General features: G+C 39.1%; 14 protein-coding genes. 3 read left to right on the plus strand and 11 right to left on the minus strand.

The window, feature by feature from the left end:
- Positions 1-30: 30 nt before the first annotated feature.
- Both EKM66_RS06720 and EKM66_RS06725 read right to left on the minus strand, forming a co-directional pair.
- Complete coding sequence (locus tag EKM66_RS06720) at positions 31-1395, minus strand: aspartate aminotransferase family protein (protein ID WP_125762891.1); 1365 nt, start codon at positions 1393-1395, stop codon at positions 31-33.
- 729 nt (positions 1396-2124) lie between these two features.
- Positions 2125-3849 carry a pyruvate oxidase gene (locus tag EKM66_RS06725; protein WP_125762986.1) on the minus strand — a complete coding sequence of 575 codons (1725 nt, stop codon included), beginning with the start codon at positions 3847-3849 and terminating at the stop codon, positions 2125-2127.
- 216 nt (positions 3850-4065) lie between these two features.
- Between EKM66_RS06725 and EKM66_RS06730 the strand changes: the two genes are divergently transcribed.
- Positions 4066-4587: a DUF308 domain-containing protein gene (locus tag EKM66_RS06730; RefSeq protein WP_125762892.1), complete on the plus strand. Its 522-nt coding sequence runs from the start codon at positions 4066-4068 to the stop codon at positions 4585-4587.
- Here the strand turns inward: EKM66_RS06730 and EKM66_RS06735 are convergent.
- Positions 4584-4958, minus strand: coding sequence for a PaaI family thioesterase (locus tag EKM66_RS06735; protein WP_125762894.1), 375 nt, complete (start codon positions 4956-4958; stop codon positions 4584-4586). The two genes, EKM66_RS06730 and EKM66_RS06735, sit on opposite strands and share 4 nt — an antisense overlap.
- 24 nt (positions 4959-4982) lie before the next feature.
- Between EKM66_RS06735 and menB the strand changes: the two genes are divergently transcribed.
- The gene (gene menB, locus EKM66_RS06740) at positions 4983-5798 is read left to right on the plus strand and encodes a 1,4-dihydroxy-2-naphthoyl-CoA synthase (RefSeq protein ID WP_125762896.1); all 816 of its coding nucleotides are present in this window, start codon (positions 4983-4985) and stop codon (positions 5796-5798) included.
- Positions 5799-6065: 267 nt separating this feature from the next.
- Positions 6066-7520 carry an o-succinylbenzoate--CoA ligase gene (locus tag EKM66_RS06745; RefSeq protein ID WP_125762898.1) on the plus strand — a complete coding sequence of 485 codons (1455 nt, stop codon included), beginning with the start codon at positions 6066-6068 and terminating at the stop codon, positions 7518-7520.
- A gap of 36 nt (positions 7521-7556) precedes the next feature.
- Here EKM66_RS06745 and EKM66_RS06750 read toward each other — a convergent pair whose 3' ends face one another.
- The 8 genes from EKM66_RS06750 to EKM66_RS06780 all read right to left on the minus strand — a co-directional run bounded on the left by EKM66_RS06750 (position 7557) and on the right by EKM66_RS06780 (position 16714).
- Positions 7557-8141, minus strand: coding sequence for a GNAT family acetyltransferase (locus EKM66_RS06750; protein ID WP_125762900.1), 585 nt, complete (start codon positions 8139-8141; stop codon positions 7557-7559).
- On the minus strand, positions 8141-8317 hold the full coding sequence (locus EKM66_RS12550) for a hypothetical protein (RefSeq protein WP_164505075.1): 177 nt from the start codon (positions 8315-8317) through the stop codon (positions 8141-8143). The genes EKM66_RS06750 and EKM66_RS12550 overlap by 1 nt, the downstream gene beginning before the upstream one ends.
- Positions 8318-8416: 99 nt before the next feature.
- Positions 8417-9169 carry an alpha/beta fold hydrolase gene (locus tag EKM66_RS06755; RefSeq protein WP_125762902.1) on the minus strand — a complete coding sequence of 251 codons (753 nt, stop codon included), beginning with the start codon at positions 9167-9169 and terminating at the stop codon, positions 8417-8419.
- 563 nt (positions 9170-9732) lie between these two features.
- Positions 9733-10011, minus strand: a complete 279-nt coding sequence (locus EKM66_RS06760; protein WP_125762904.1) for a hypothetical protein — start codon at positions 10009-10011, stop codon at positions 9733-9735.
- A 517-nt stretch (positions 10012-10528) separates the two neighbouring features.
- Complete coding sequence (gene carB, locus EKM66_RS06765) at positions 10529-13678, minus strand: carbamoyl-phosphate synthase large subunit (protein WP_125762906.1); 3150 nt, start codon at positions 13676-13678, stop codon at positions 10529-10531.
- Positions 13675-14751, minus strand: a complete 1077-nt coding sequence (locus EKM66_RS06770; protein WP_125762908.1) for a carbamoyl phosphate synthase small subunit — start codon at positions 14749-14751, stop codon at positions 13675-13677. The genes carB and EKM66_RS06770 overlap by 4 nt, the downstream gene beginning before the upstream one ends.
- 211 nt (positions 14752-14962) lie before the next feature.
- Complete coding sequence (locus EKM66_RS06775; protein WP_125762910.1) at positions 14963-15241, minus strand: LysR family transcriptional regulator; 279 nt, start codon at positions 15239-15241, stop codon at positions 14963-14965.
- A gap of 303 nt (positions 15242-15544) precedes the next feature.
- A complete protein-coding gene (locus EKM66_RS06780) occupies positions 15545-16714 on the minus strand; it encodes a phosphoglycerate dehydrogenase (RefSeq protein ID WP_125762912.1) in 1170 nt (389 codons plus the stop codon).
- Position 16715: the final 1 nt, after the last annotated feature.

The raw sequence follows: 16715 nt of genomic DNA on the forward strand, positions 1-16715 counted from the left end.
AATCTCTCGGCTTGTTTCGCTCTCTGTGGGTTACCATCCAATCTTTGTATCATCTGGCACTTCAACTTCATCATTTTCTGCAGCAATGAAAGCTGCTTCGAGAACGTCTAATACTTTGTCGAGTTGTTCTCTTGTAATTACCAACGGTGGTTGGAATCTAAGAATATTATTCTTCAGAGTGATGATGACCACCCCGTGTTCAAAGGCGTAATAGATTACTTTGTTGGCAAAATCTGGATTAGGTGTTTTTGATGCTTTGTCGGTAACTAATTCGATTCCACCGTCGAGTCCATAAAATCTAACGTCGCCAATTTCTTCATATTTTTTCTGTAACTCAAGGAAACGACCTTTAACATATTCCCCGTCTTCGACTGATTTTTCAAGTAATTTTTTCTCTTCCAATACATCTAATGTTGCAAGAGCTGCCGCACAACAGACTGGATTACCTGAAGTTGTGAAGACGTGTGCTGGAGAATCAAGGCTCTCCATGACCTTCTTCTTACCAATTACCGCACTCAGAGGCATCCCTGAAGCAAGTGACTTTCCAACGGCCATCAAGTCGGGTTCGATGTCTTGGAATTGTTGAATGCTCCACATTTTACCAGTGCGTCCCATACCTTGATTAACTTCATCGACTGCGAACAGAATACCGTTGTCATGACAGAATTTGTACAACAACTGCATGAATTCTTCAGGTGCTTTACGAATTCCGCCATCTCCTTGAATTGGTTCGATCAATACACAAGCAACCTCATCTACTGGCAAGAATGTCTCAAAGGGCTTCTTGAATTCGTCAAAATATCTCAGCGAAACATCGTGCTCTGTTTCACCAGCAACTCGGCGATACAAGTCTGGGTACGGAACATGAACGACATCAGGAAGCATTGGTCCCATTTTGCGAGTCATATTCAGACTGACTCCTGAAAGTGTCATGGAGCCATATGTAGAGCCATGGTACGAATCCATAAATGAAACAATATATGGACGACCAGTGTACGCACGTGAAAACTTAATAATCGCATCATTAGCATCAGAACCAGAATTACCAAAGGTCACTTGTTTGGGCTCACCAGGAACTAATTTGGCAAGTCGTTCCGCCAATTGTTGTTCTGGTCGATGATGGAAATAGCCAGGAGTGTAATGGACTAACTTGGTAGCTTGGTCTTGGATAGCTCGGACAACCTTTTCATTCGTATGTCCAACATTGATAGCCGAGGCACTAGCTAGAACATCAATATATTCATTTCCGTCGACATCAACTAACGTTGCATCGTGTGCATGGTCAACCACCAAATCAAAGTAATCCATTCGTGATGCTTGTGCGTAATACTTATTCTCACGTTGAATCAGTTGATGATCTATCTCATGATCATGTTCTACCTTTTGTGTATCCATAATGACACCCCCAATTAATTCTTCATATGAAATATTGTAATTCTAATTGTTTTCTAATTTAGTTGCAAGAGTTTTTATTAATAAATACTTTTTTCACTTACACTTTGTATACAAAAAGGGCAAACCACGTTGGATTGTGATTTGCCCATCATTAAAAATAAATTAATTTATGTTTATGGTTTCCGTCTCCAGTTACGAAAAGATTTATCTGCCATGAGGAACAATTAGAGCCAAAGAACGGTCTCTAATTTCGACTTTAAGCTTTGAAAAACCACAAATCTTAAAGATCGTCCTATGCCCTAAGAACGGAAAATCACCGTACTAAGGGCATCACCATGGCTGATAAACTTTTCATAACTTCCGACTAAACGTTTCTTTCTTATTAAACAAACTGTATTCTCATATAAACTTTTCAAGCAGATTACATAAGATACAGATTGAAAAAATCAGCACCACAGCTGGCACACCACTTCCAACCTACGACTAATTGCTGCTTTGCTTTAATGGATACAACTAAACATCCACCAGGGGACACTTTAGCTGGAGGTTGCGAGAATTTTATCAGCCATGAAGGTGGTCTTAGAACGGTGAACTTCTGTTCTTAGACCACGGGACGATCTTTGAGACTTGCAAAGCAAGGCTTAAAGTCGAGCTTTGAGACCGCCTTTCGGCTCAAAGCGTTCCCCATGGCAGATGAAATTCTCACAACCGGAAGCGGAAAAAATCATCCTACAAAAACGAACGCAAGATTTCTTTCATTGGTGGCAATTCCGGAATAGACTTCTTATCAATCACATGACCAAAACCAAACTTAGCATAACCCTTGGCCTCATCAATCACGATTTTACCAGGAAGTGGTGCTTCATCAGTAACAGCAGCATTGATCAAAACAGGACGATCAGCATTATGATACTTTTTGAGTGCAGCTTCATATTCTTCATTAGATGTTACAGTGATTCCGATTCCTCCACAGGCTTCCGCAAACTTAGCGAAATCAATGTCAGGAAGACTGATCCCATAATTTTGTTGCCCAGCTGATTGTTGTTCATATTCAATGAAGGCCAATAATTTGTTATTCAAAACTGTGATGACCATTGGCAAGTGATACCTGACTGCAGTCGCAAAATCCTGCATGACCATGCTGAAGGCGCCATCACCAGCAACTGCATAAACTGGACGTTCTGGCATAACCATCTTAGATGCAATTGCTCCAGGCAACGCACATCCCATCGTACCTAACCAAGCAGAGATAGTATATTTTTGAGTACTCTTGGCATCAATGAATCGAGCACCGAAGGCAGTCGAAGTACCAACATCAATTGAAAAGACGGCGTTAGCTTCAGCTTGCTTAGACAAAGTACGGAACATTTTTGATGGTAATACTCCATCATGCTTCTTGTTAATGACATCTTCCATCCATGAGCGCCATTGTGACATGTGATTAATGGCTGTGTCCAAGAATGCACGGGATTCTACTTCATCACCCAGATCGATCATTCGTTGCAGAACTTCTTTGGTCTCACCTTGAATGGCAACATTGACACGATGACGTTTACCCAATTTATCGCCATTGATATCAACTTGAATGGCATCAATTTTGTGATTCAAGTACGGTGCATATGGATAATCAGTGCCAAGCATTATCAACAAGTCAGCCTTTTGCATCATTTCAAAAGCAGGCTTCGTTCCTAACTTACCCAGTTGACCCAGATTATAAGGATGATCATCATCGACCATCCCTTTGGCAGGCATAGTCTGAATAATAGGAAGCTTAAATTTTTCGATGAACTCTCTAGTCTCTTTTTTGGCATTTCTAATGCCGGTACCAGCTAAGACAATTGGATTAGAATGTATCTCCATTAAATGCAATGCTTTCTTGATCTCATCATCATCGACTTGATAATCTTCAATTTTGAAATTGTCCACATTGGCAGTGAAATTGTCCTGAATCATGTGGTCTGGAATATCATCAGGAATTGTCAACACAGCGACCCCTTGTTTGGAATAAGCTGTTCGAATGGCTTCGTCGACTATTCGAGGCAATGATTGCGGATCCATGATCAACTTGTTGTAGACAGCTACGTCATCAAATAAAACATGCGTATCAACTTCTTGGAAGAAGTCAGTATTCAACATCTTGGACTGAACTTGCCCCAAAATTGCTAGAACTGGTGCATGGTCCATCTTGGCATCATAAAGTCCATTGAGCAGATGAATCGCTCCAGGTCCACCGATTGAGAGACAAACTCCAATTTTACCTGTTAGTTTGGCTTGTGCAGCGGCTGACAATGCAGCTACTTCTTCATGCAATACATGTGTGAACTTGATTCTATCTTGAGCACGATACATGGCGTCGATCGTGGTATCAACTGAATCCCCGGGCAATCCGAAAATATTGTTGATTCCCCACTGCGACATAATATCAATCATTTTATCTGATGCACGTACTTTCATCATTGGTACCCCCTAAGTTTCATATCTATATATCGAATACAATACCACTTTAATTTCACAATCAAAAATAATTGCTCATTGTCGATTAAATCAAGATTCATATAAAAATATTTATTTATTTGTGAAAATTCTATCTAAGACTAATCATTTTTTTATTACATTTTTTTGGTATCATAGGTCTATACACATTTAGACATATTTAGGGGAAGTGAAAAAATGGTCAGACAGTTCCAACTTTATCGTTGGCTGCGTTTTATTTTCTTATTAACAACCGGTATTTTGATCGTCATTGAACCGACTAAGAGTCTCAACGCCATCATCTACCTAGTTTCAGGTTACATTGCCATTTACGGAATCCTTTCATTGATAGATGGCATGAGTATCAAACGTATGACCGGCGAAACCAACATTGCAATTGGTTTGGGATTTGGAGCTTTGTTGGTGGCTGTGCTGGTACTATTTGTCGCCAAGATATTGATCCAGCTGGTTCCACCAGTTCTGGGTATCATTCTCTTGGTTAACGGCATCAACCAATTCCGTGATTCGCACGAGACAAAAAAACAAGTCAATATAACTCCTTGGCTTGATTATTTTTATTCGGCGCTACTGATAGCAGCCGGTGTTATGTTTATTCTACAACCACCCAAAACTATCATCTTTATCTACCAACTATTCGGCATCAGTTTGATAATTCTAGCGTTCTTCGAAATCATTAATTCCAGATTGTATCGAAATTAATGTAATTTAACTTTTTTCAACGTGACGGTACTCATACTATTGTTGATAGAACTGCCTTCTGGATGAGTGATGACCTGCCAAACTTGGATATTATATCCAATCTTTATCGGCATAGCCTCAGCATTAATAACACCATCCTTGACGGTATTCAAATGATGCGTCGAAATGTCTACTCCGACAGCTACTTCATCAGGTTCAGATATGTTAAGATTAGCACCGATACTGGCAGCTGTCTCAGCGAGCACGGCATTGATTCCACCATGCATTATCTTGTATGGCTGCAAATGTTTATCTTCAACTTTCATCTTCAAAGTTACACGATTCTTGTTTTGTTCAACTGTCTCTATTCCTAAATTTTCTAATAAATTCATTATTTACACCTCGGAGGTTATTTTATGAGTGCATGGGAAAACATTAAAGATTATCAAGATATTATTTTTGAACGTATGGGCAAAATTGCCAAGATAACGATCAATCGTCCTGAAAAGCGTAATGCCTTTACACCTGTCACTGTACAGGAAATGATTGACGCTTTCAATATTTGCCGTGATGATGCATCGATCGGTGCCATTATTCTGACTGGACAAGGCGACCTTGCCTTCTGTTCTGGTGGTGACCAGAGTGTTCGTGGCAATGGTGGATATGTCGGACCTGACCACATTGCTAGACTGAATGTCTTGGATCTACAACACTTGATTCGTATCATCCCTAAGCCAGTTATCGCCATGGTTCGCGGCTGGTCTGTCGGTGGTGGTAATATTCTACAACTAGTCTGTGATTTGACTATTGCCGCAGATAACGCCAAGTTCATGCAAACTGGACCTAAAGTGGGAAGTTTCGATGCTGGATATGGTTCAGCTTACTTAGCTAGAGTAATTGGACATAAGCGTGCCAAAGAAGTTTGGTTCTTATGCAAACCATACACCGCTGAAGAAGCCTTCCAAATGGGCTGGATCAACAAAGTTGTACCATTAGCTGATGTTGAAAAAGAAACTATTGAATGGTGCAATGAAATTTTGAAGAAGTCCCCTACTGCCATTAGATTCATCAAGGCAGCTATGAATGCTGATACAGACGGAGTTGCTGGATTGCAACAACTAGCAGGAGATTCAACCATGCTCTATTACACAACTGATGAAGGTAAAGAAGGCCGTGACGCATTCTTGGAGAAACGCGACCCTGATTTTGATAAGTTTCCGAAATTTCCATAAGATCAGAGCGTGTCAAAGGACGGGAACACCTGAGCATTACCTAGATTAAGGACAGTGCCGACGTAGTCGGTGCAGTTCTTAATCGTAGTAAGCGCAGGGTGTTGTCCTTTGTAAACGCGTTTTCGAAACGAGTTGCGAAGACCAGATTCCTGCGCCTGCTACGGATAGTAAATGCACCGACTTCGTCGGCACCTTCACTATCCTAGGCAGTGCTCAGAATCTCCCGGTCTTCTCCACTCTCTAACAAAATAAAAAGGAGCAACTATCGTGGAAAACTGGCTAACTAAACGTGCAAAACTTAATCCCAATAAAATAGCTTTGATCATTGAACATTCAGACTTTACCTTTGGCGAACTAAATTCCACTGTTCAGCTCTGTGCCAGCAAGTTGCATACTAAATTACATCAAGGACAGCGTGCTGCACTTTTCATCAGCAACAGCTTCAATGGTTACATTCTCATTTTGGCCCTCCAACAAATTGGGGTTGAGATGGTCTTCTTAAACTCACGATTATCACATGAAGAATTGAAGTTTCAAATCGAAGATTCTCAAGCCAAGTTATGTATCATCGACGATTCCAGCAACCATGAACAACTTGATAAAATTGACACCAACAAGATGTTCTTATCCGATATTTTGAGTTTAAAGGCAGACCCAGATTACCAACCAATCGCTGAATTCGATAACAATACTGTAACTTCCATAATGTACACCTCCGGAACATCTGGACGTCCAAAAGGTGTTCTACAAACCTTCGGCAATCACTTCTATTCTGCCATTGGTACTTCTCTTAATCTCGGCATCAACGACCGTGACTCTTGGGTTTTAACAGTTCCTCTATTCCACATCTCAGGATTCTCAATCATGATGCGCTCACTGATCTATGGAATTCCAGTCTATCTGGTTACCAATTTCAAGGAAGACTATATCAACAAAATTCTAATCAATGAACGTGCAACAATTATTTCACTAGTTCCAACAATGTTAAAACGATTATTAAACAAATTACCAGCGGGCATTCACTACAACAAACATTTCAAAGGTGTCATGCTCGGCGGCGGACCAATTGACAATTGGACACTACTTCGATGCGATGTTTTGAAAATTCCAGTCATTCAATCATACGGAATGACTGAAACAGCCTCAAATGTGGTCGCCTTAAACTTCCGTGACGCTGACAAAAAAGTTGGTTCCGCTGGACAACCACTCTTCCCTGTTCAAGTTAGAATTACCAATATTAATCGCGAAGGAATCGGTGACATCGAGATCAAGGCGCCAAACGTTGCTAAAGGATATTTGAACAAACAAGAACTTTTTGATAAAAAAATAACACCAGACGGATTCTACCAGACTGGTGATATCGGCTATCTAGATAACGAAAGTTATTTGTACGTTAAAGGTAGAAAAGATGACATGATTATTTCCGGTGGCGAAAATATTTATCCTGAAGAAGTTGAGAATATCTATAGCAAAATTAAAGGTATCGAAAATATCTTCGTGGTGGGAATCAAAAATGACGAATGGGGCGAAGTTCCCGTTGCTTATATCATGTTGGATTCTGATGCTGATCTGATTGGCGAGGATTTGATTGGCTTTGGAAGGGAAAAAATGGCCCACTACAAAGTTCCTAAGGAATTCCGATTAGTTACAGATGTTCCCCGAACTGCCAGCGGGAAAGTTGTCCGTCGTAAACTGGATGAAGTTAATTATACGGTAATTTAATTACAAAAAAAATGAGACCCCAGAGGTCTCATTTTTTTATTCAATACTGGAAATTATAGAATTAATCCGTCTTATATACAAACATTGATTATTCGGAGTTCTATATTTAGGAACTTCTTTAAACCCATTTTCCGTGTAGAATTTTCTTAAATGAATTTCATCATCCACTTCCAAGTAAATTATTCTTCCACCAATTAATTGATATATTTTTTCAATCGTTTTATATATTAAGACCAACAATTCTGCGCCAGTAATGAGGTTTTTATGATTTTGATTTTTCCCCAGCTGACCTACTAAAATAGATTTTATTTCATAATTATCACGTTCCGTCTTATGACCAATCCCCAATAATTGTTTTTTCAAGGAATTAGAAAATTTAGAGAAATTGGTTTTTGAGATAATTAACGGTTTATTTGTAATTGAATAGTATCCAACCAAAACATTTTTATTCTTGAACTCTGAGAAAACTAAATATGTTCTTGATAAATCCATTTTCTCAAATTGGATAGACTTGTATTTCAAGAAGCTTTCCACATCTTCATTAACTGAAGAAAACGTTCTGAATACTTTTTCTAAATCTTCATCGTCTATATCTTTTAACTGAACAATTTTATATCCCACTATTTAAAATCATCCAAAATCGAATTAATAGACTTACGATCGTTCTTATTAATAAATTTCACTGGTTTACTAATTCTCACCGTTTTTTTCACTTTATCATTTTTTAAAGCGACGGCAAGTTTCTTTCCACCTTTTTGAGAGAAAACAAATTCTGTTTGAAAACTTTTTGTAGACATAATTAACACCGTCCTTAAGGGCGAACTATTTTAAGGTAATGTTATCATCTAATAGATAGAATTAACAACCACTTTTACTTTGTAAAAAATATAAAGTTTTTAATACAAATAATACTCAAAGAAATTGGCTATCTTATCCATCAAACGTGTCTCAACCAAATGCTTAGCCTTATATCCAGTAATGAACGCAACCTGTTCAGCGTATGGTTGTCCTTGAATGCTGTCGAAGAACTTTTTCGATTGGCTATAAGGAATCCGCTCATCATCAGTTCCATGCCAGAACAGTACTGGCCGATTATTGAGAGTCTCAGGATAATTATTCAAATCATAATTATCGATCCAGCTAGTCAAATTTTCCATATCTTTAGGAACATACAAATGATGTTTAGCGGCAGAATCACGAACTAATTTGGCATAAGCATTCAGATTAGGTGTCCCCATGATAATCGTCGCAGCGGTTATCTCTGGATGCTGCGTTAATAGTGCACCAGTTGTCATTCCACCCATGGAATACCCACCAACACCAATTTTTTCATCCAAAACAAGATCACGATTCAAGTAAAAATCCTTTACCAAGTCAAATTCAGCCAGATTACCTTGAATACTGTTCCAAAATGTAAAAGAAGGAATCGACGAAATATCTTCACGGCGCTGTCCATGATTCATAGCATCAGGTAAAATGACTCGGATATTTTTCTTAGCTAGCTTTCGAGCCTGAGTCAAAACTAGTTCTTTATCCGATCTCCATCCGTGATAAAAGATCACCAACGGAACTTTGCTATAACGGTATTTTTCTTCAACAACTTCCAATATCGGTACATCTTGCAATGTTCTCTGATATATTTTCACCATCTCAATCACCTCAAGATAATATTACTTGATTATATGAGAAATATAAAAGTATTTATTTGTGTGGGCCTACGGTTAAGAAAGTTGTAACTGCTGTGTGAACCGATTCGAGCCACGGTCTCTCATCTCGACTTGAAGCTTTGCTTTGCAAATCTCCAAGCTCGTCCGTGGAGTAAGAACGGTAAAACGCAGTTCAACTCCACATTCACAGCAGTTACAATTTTCTTAACCTCCGAATTTTTTATCCATACTTCATTCCAAATCCAATAATGCAATTATTCAAGACAATTACTAAAAACTCTGACAATCACACATTTAGCAATTCATACAAACCAGCCGGAAGTTGAAAAAAATGGAATCAGCGGTGATAGTTCTGTTAGAACGTCGAAGACGTACTTACAGAACTGGATGTCTTTTGAAATCTGCGGTTCATGCAGAGTTCAAAAGCAAGACCTCAGACCGCCTTATGGCTGAGGTCGGTCCCACAGCAGATTCCATTTTTTTCAACTGGAGGTGGACAACAGAAAACAAAAAAAGCCGGGGATTAAACACCCCGGCAAAGCAAACTAATATCTATTAGATCTGTTAAAAGATTGATTGATCTTAAAAATCAATTCATCGACATCGCGTTCGTTAACGTGATCAGTCTTCTCGTCGTATTCGATTAAATCTCTTCGAAAATCCAGCAAAGCTGGTTCAAAATCACTGTCTTCAAAACGATCAAGGTATTGCATGACGATGCCTATTAGATTTCTCTCAGAAAGCATGTTAAATTCACCAACAGACTCCTCTATTGTTTGAATTACTTCTTTACGGTCCATCTTACGTTCTTCCATTTCCTCCAAGGTATTCCCCGCCTTTCTTCGTTGAAAATGAATTACCCCTTTTAATCATTGCGCAGAACTTGTATTGAAGCTCATGAAGACATTATCTAACATTTTTTATTGGTTTGGAATTCACTTTTATATAATAAAATTATATCGAATTGACCTATACCTATTGCAACAAGCCTTTTCGTAGCCTGAACGGATGAAAAACTGTTTTAAACTTATTTAAACAAATTTCCACGTCAATATTTAAATATTTATGAAAGCATTATAGATATTATAGTATATAAGCTATATAATTAAGTTGTTTATACTGGCGGGAATGTATAAACTTAATAACGAAAGTTATTATTCAAAGTGGTACTCCTTCTCAACTGCTTAAAAATCAGGGTTTGTGGTAGGCCTTGATTTTAAAAATTCTCGCATAAAGGGTGGAAGTTTGTGGTAGACTTCCGCCTTTTTGTTTTGTCTAAAAACATGTAACAAAAAACGACCGTAAATGTAAAAAATTACATCTACAGTCGTTTTATTTTATCTAAAGTGCGTGTATATAGTATGCTCTCTCATTCAAAACATCCAACATTGCTTTGATCGTATCAACTGCTGTGAACAGTGGAACACCATGAGCAATTGCTAATGCTCTGATATCCACTCCAACTTTATCGTTCAAAACATTATTGATGACCATTTGAATATTTTTCTTCAACATTTCTTGATCTAGTTTTTCTTCAACTATATTTTCTACTGGAACACCATTCTGTCTCAAATAATCGCCAGTTTCGCCCACTGAATACAACTTGTATCCCAGTTCGACGAATTGTTTAGCAAATCCCAAAACTTCTTCATTGTCTTGTGGATTATTATCGATAACAATATTTCCGTAATCAGGAATGTGAGTCTTAGTAGCTTCAAAGGCCTTGTAAAGTGCCTTTTCCACAGTAACATCAGTTCCCATTACTTCACCTGTTGACTTCATCTCTGGTCCTAATAATCCATCAACTCCAGCCAGTTTGAAGAATGAGAACACTGGTGCTTTGACGTGAATTGTCTTACCTGTTGGTGCCAAGCCGTCAGAATATCCCTGATCATGCAGGCTTTGACCCAATATCACCTTAGTGGCGACTTGTGCCATTGGAATATCAGTGACCTTACTCAAAAATGGCACTGTTCTACTAGCTCTAGGATTAACTTCAATGACATAGACCTTTTCATCATGAATAACGAATTGAATGTTCATCATCCCTATACAATTCAAGTCTTTTGCCAACGCCTTGGTATACTCAACTATTTTGTCTTTAATAGCTATTGAGAAGCTCTGAGATGGGTAGATTGCCATTGAGTCACCAGAATGAACACCGGCACGTTCGATGTGTTCCATAATACCTGGAATCAAGACTGTTTCACCGTCACAAATTGCGTCCACTTCACATTCCTTACCTATTAGATAATGGTCGACTAGAACTGGATGGTCATGTGATGCTTGTACAGCTGTGTGCATGTAATAATCCAAGTCTTCCTTACGATGAATGATCCGCATAGCTCTTCCACCTAGAACATAACTTGGACGAACTAATACAGGATAACCGACACGTTCGGCGATTGATATCGCATCATCAGCATTGTCGGCTGTATCTCCAGTAGGGTGACTGATACCAGCATTCTTGATAACTTGTTCGAACTCATCACGGTCTTCAGCGCGATTGATATCCTTCACACTTGTACCAAGAACTTTCACTCCGTGTTCTGACAATGGTTCTGCCAGATTAATGGCTGTTTGACCACCAAATTGTAAGATAACACCTTCTGGTTGTTCCAAGTCAATTACATTCAACACATCTTCCAGCGTTAATGGCTCAAAGTACAATTTATCAGAGATCGAGAAGTCAGTTGACACTGTCTCAGGATTACTGTTCATGATAATGGCTTCATAGCCATTCTTTTGAATTGCCTTGACCGAATGAACAGTTGCGTAGTCAAACTCTACACCTTGCCCAATTCTGATAGGACCAGAACCAATAACTAGGATCGACTTCTTCTTGCTGACGATACTTTCATTCTCGAATTCATATGTTCCATAAAAGTACGGCGTCTCTGATTCGAATTCACCGGCACAAGTATCGACCATCTTATAAACTGGCAACATCTTATTATCAAGTCTTAATTGTCTAACTTCATCTTCTGTTTCATTCCAGAGCTCTGCAATCGCAAAATCTGAAAAGCCATTCTTCTTGGCATTTAATAGAACTTCCAAATCACCAACATGTTCCTTCAAATCATTTTCGATCTCAATAATATGTAGTAATTTGTCCAAATAGAATAATGTAATATTGGTTTTGTCAGCCAAATCTTCAATCGACTGTCCACGATGAATTGCTTCTGATAGATAGAATAATCTGTCATCTTTGGCATGAACGACACCATCTTCTAATTCTTCATCTGTTAAAGAATGAAGTTCTGGCTTATCCAAGTAATTCAAACCTATTTCTAATGAACGAACTGCCTTCAAAGTTGCTTCTTCGATATTCCTACCGATAGCCATAACTTCACCAGTTGCCTTCATTTGTGTACCTAACAATCTGTCAGCATCAGTGAACTTATCGAATGGCCAGCGTGGTATCTTACAGACAACATAATCAAGTGCTGGTTCGAATTCAGCATAAGTTGTTCCAGTAACCGGATTAATGATCTCATCCAAGGTCAATCCAACAGCAATCTTGGCCGCCACTTTAGCAATTGGATAACCAGTGGCTTTAGATGCCAAAGCACTTGAACGACTAACTCTTGGATTAACTTCGATAACATAATACTGGAAGCTGTTAGGGTCAAGTGCGAGTTGAACATTGCATCCCCCTTCGATTTTCAAAGCTCTGATAAGTTTCAGTGCTACATCACGCAACATCTGAACTTCTCTGTCAGACAATGTCTGAACTGGAGCATATACGATTGAATCTCCAGTGTGGATTCCAACTGGATCGAAGTTCTCCATATTACAGACGACCATTGCATTGTCAGCGGCATCTCTCATAACTTCGAATTCGATTTCTTTATAACCGGCAATACTTTGCTCGAGCAGAATTTGAGTGACCGGTGACAAACTCAAACCATTATCAGCAATTTCTCTTAATTCAGTTTCATCATGTGCAATACCACCACCAGTACCACCCATTGTGAAGGCTGGACGAACGATGACGGGATAGCCGATTTTGTTAGCTGAATTAACAGCTTCTTCTACTGTATGATCGATTGACGACTGAGGTACTGGTTCATTCAAGTCATTCATTAACTGACGGAACTTCTCACGGTCTTCCGCCTTATCAATGGCATCAAGCTTAGTTCCTAACAATTCAATATCAAGTTCATCTAAGATTCCAGACTTCGATAGTTCCATTGCCATGTTCAAACCTTGTTGTCCACCAAGCGTTGGTAGAATTGCATCAGGTCGTTCTCTGCGAAGGATCTGTGAGACGAATTGGAAGGTAATTGGTTCAATATAAACTTTATCGGCGATTTCTTTGTCAGTCATGATAGTCGCAGGGTTGGAATTGACCAACACTACTTCATAATTAAGTTCCTTTAGCGCCATACAAGCCTGTGTTCCTGAATAATCGAACTCGGCAGCCTGTCCAATAATTATCGGACCTGAACCGATAACCATAATTTTATTAATATCAGTTCTCTTCATTATTTAGCTTTCTCCTTCGCATTATCTTCCATCATTTTGATGAAGCTATCAAAGATATAATCGGCATCATGTGGACCAGGTGCTGCATCGGGATGGAATTGCACAGAAAAAGCCGAATAGATCTTGTGTCGTATTCCCTCAACGGTATGGTCATTGATTTCTTCGTGGGTCACTTCGAGATTGGTTCCTTTTAGTGATTCACTGTCAACAGCATATCCGTGGTTTTGCGACGTAAAGTCTATCCGGCCAGAAGAAAGTTCACGAACAGGGTGATTGAATCCACGGTGTCCAAATTTCATTTTGAAAGTATCCGCCCCATTGGCTAAAGCAAATAATTGATGACCTAAACAAATTCCAAATAAAGGTACTTGTGCCTCTACTTCTCTGATCATCTCTAATGCATCAACATCTTTAGGGTCTCCAGGTCCATTAGTTAACATGACACCATCGGGATCAAGATCCAAAATAGTTTTTGCATCAGTATCTGCGGGTACAACGGTTAAGTTACAGTTTCTCTTATTCAACTCTCTAATTATCGAATTCTTCAATCCAAAATCGACCACAACAACTTTCTTACCTGTTGCGGGTACGGCATATGCTTCATCAGTAGTACTTACTGCAACTTGATCGTGTCGAAGTTGAGCTTTCAACAAGTCTGATACTGTACTTTCAGTTACTTCATCAACCATTACGGCCTTCATAGCACCCTTTGTTCGAATGTGTCGAGTAACAGCGCGTGTATCAATTCCACTGATTCCGGGGATTTTGTTTTCCTTTAAATAATCATCTAATGACGTATTCATGCGCCAGTTGTTGGATCGTCGGGCTAATTCATGTACTACTACGCCCTTTACAGTTGGGGCGTTTGATTCAAAATCATCGGGATTGATTCCGTAGTTTCCTATTAATGGATAAGTGAACATCAAAATCTCTCCATTATATGATTGGTCAGTAATTGATTCTTGATATCCTGACATACCAGTATTAAATACTAGTTCGCCAATTGTTGAAGCGCTTGCACCGAATGCTTGTCCAGGATAGATATTTCCGTCTTCTAGAACTAAATAACGTTTCATCGAGACACCCTTTCTATTTAGAATTAGCCTTTATTGATCACTTTGAATCGAAGTATTCAAGTCGTGATTGTTTTAGATTGTACAACGGATTATTAACAATTAAAACTATTTTTTTAATTTAATTATAAAATTATAAACGCAAAAAGCCCCCAACCACACAGGCTGAGGGCAATTATTATACATGTAGTATTTTTTTAATTATTATTGCGTATTAGTGTTTGTTATATTCTGGATCGTCAAGATCTTCCTCAATATTCATTCCATAAAGATCATTTACTGGCGCATCCTTAGGCGCTGGATGAACCACCAGAATTGTTGTGGCGCCTTTGCTGCTAACGTATCCTACGAAGGTCGTTACTTCTTCAACATAATATGCTAGTCCGTCTGAATGAATGATATATTGACCGGCAACTGGCATGTTTTCTACAAATACCTTGTTCATTCGGATATAGTCGTCCCCTTCGTGGAGAACGATAAGTACCTTATACATGTAACCCCTCCTTTTACTCTCTGAAACGAGTGATAGAGAAGCAACCCCCTGCGCTTACTACGGCTATTAACTGCACAAACTTTGTTTGTACAATTAATAGCCTAGGTAATGCTCAAGGTCTGAACGCTTCTCTTCCACTCTCTATTAAAACGAGTGGTAGAAGCCAAGTTTCTGCGCCTGCTACGAATAGTAAATGCGCCACTTTATGGCACTTTTACTATTCTAGGCAGTGCTCAAAACTTCCCGACTTCTTCCACTCTCTATAAGAGTTGTAACATATCAAAGGCACAAATTGATAGTCAATTACCTGTGTTTTATCAAGCGAACTCGATAAACATCGGGTATTTGACGGATTTTTTCAAGCAATTCATTCCCATTATCAATATCCAAGTTATCCACATCAATTATTGAGTATGCGACATTTTTTCTGGCCGCATTCGCCATACTGGAAATATTGATCTCTAATTGTGCCAGATCAGTTGTTATCTGTCCGACCATATTGGGTACATTCTTATGAATAATGGTGAATCTGTAAGGAGCTTCAAAGGGAACTTTCATCTCAGGTAGATTGACTGACTGAACAGTATCTCCGGTCTCTAAGTAACGCATGATCGTATTGGCGGCCTGTGTGGCTCCATTAGACTCAGCTTCTAGAGTTGATCCACCAATATGCGGGGTGATGATAACATTGTCCTGATCGGCAATAACTGGTTCACCGAAGTCAGTGACATAATACTTGATCTTGTGATCCAGTACGTACTCCAATGCTACTTCGTTATCGACAATTCCCAAACGAGAATAGTTGAACAGAATAACATCATCTTTCATGGCTTCAATAACATCACGATTGATCAACTTATCGGTTTCGTCATTCTTAGGCACGTGTACTGTAACATAGTCCGCATTTTTTACAGCTCGTTTGATGTTGTCAGCTCGATCAACATGGTTATTAATATTCCAAGCTGCATTACTTGATAGATGTGGATCGTATCCGATAACATTCATCCCTAATTCCAATGCGGCCTCCGCAACTAATGAACCCACATGCCCCAATCCGATAACAGCCAAGTTCTTACCCATTAATTCTGTACCATTGAACTTAGTCTTATCGGCTTCAGTACGCTTAGAGATATCAGCACCCACATGAGTATTGGAATATTGATTAGCCGCAAAAATATTTCTCGATGCCGAAATCATCAGCGAAATAACCAATTCCTTAACAGCATTAGCGTTGCTCCCTGGTGTATTGAAGACAGCAATACCTTGTTCAGTTGCACGATGAACTGGCACATTATTGACGCCAGCTCCGGCACGAACGATTGTCTTAAGTGATTCGGGGAATTCTGCCTCTCGCATATTTACTGAGCGAATCAAATAGGCATCAGGATTTGCTCCTTGGTTGATTTGAAAGTTATTAGTGAATGCGTCGAGACCACTCTGTGCGATAGCATTGAATGTTTTTACTTGATACATA

The sequence above is a fragment of the Companilactobacillus hulinensis genome (assembly GCF_003946555.1).
In the GTDB taxonomy this organism is placed as follows: domain Bacteria; phylum Bacillota; class Bacilli; order Lactobacillales; family Lactobacillaceae; genus Companilactobacillus; species Companilactobacillus hulinensis.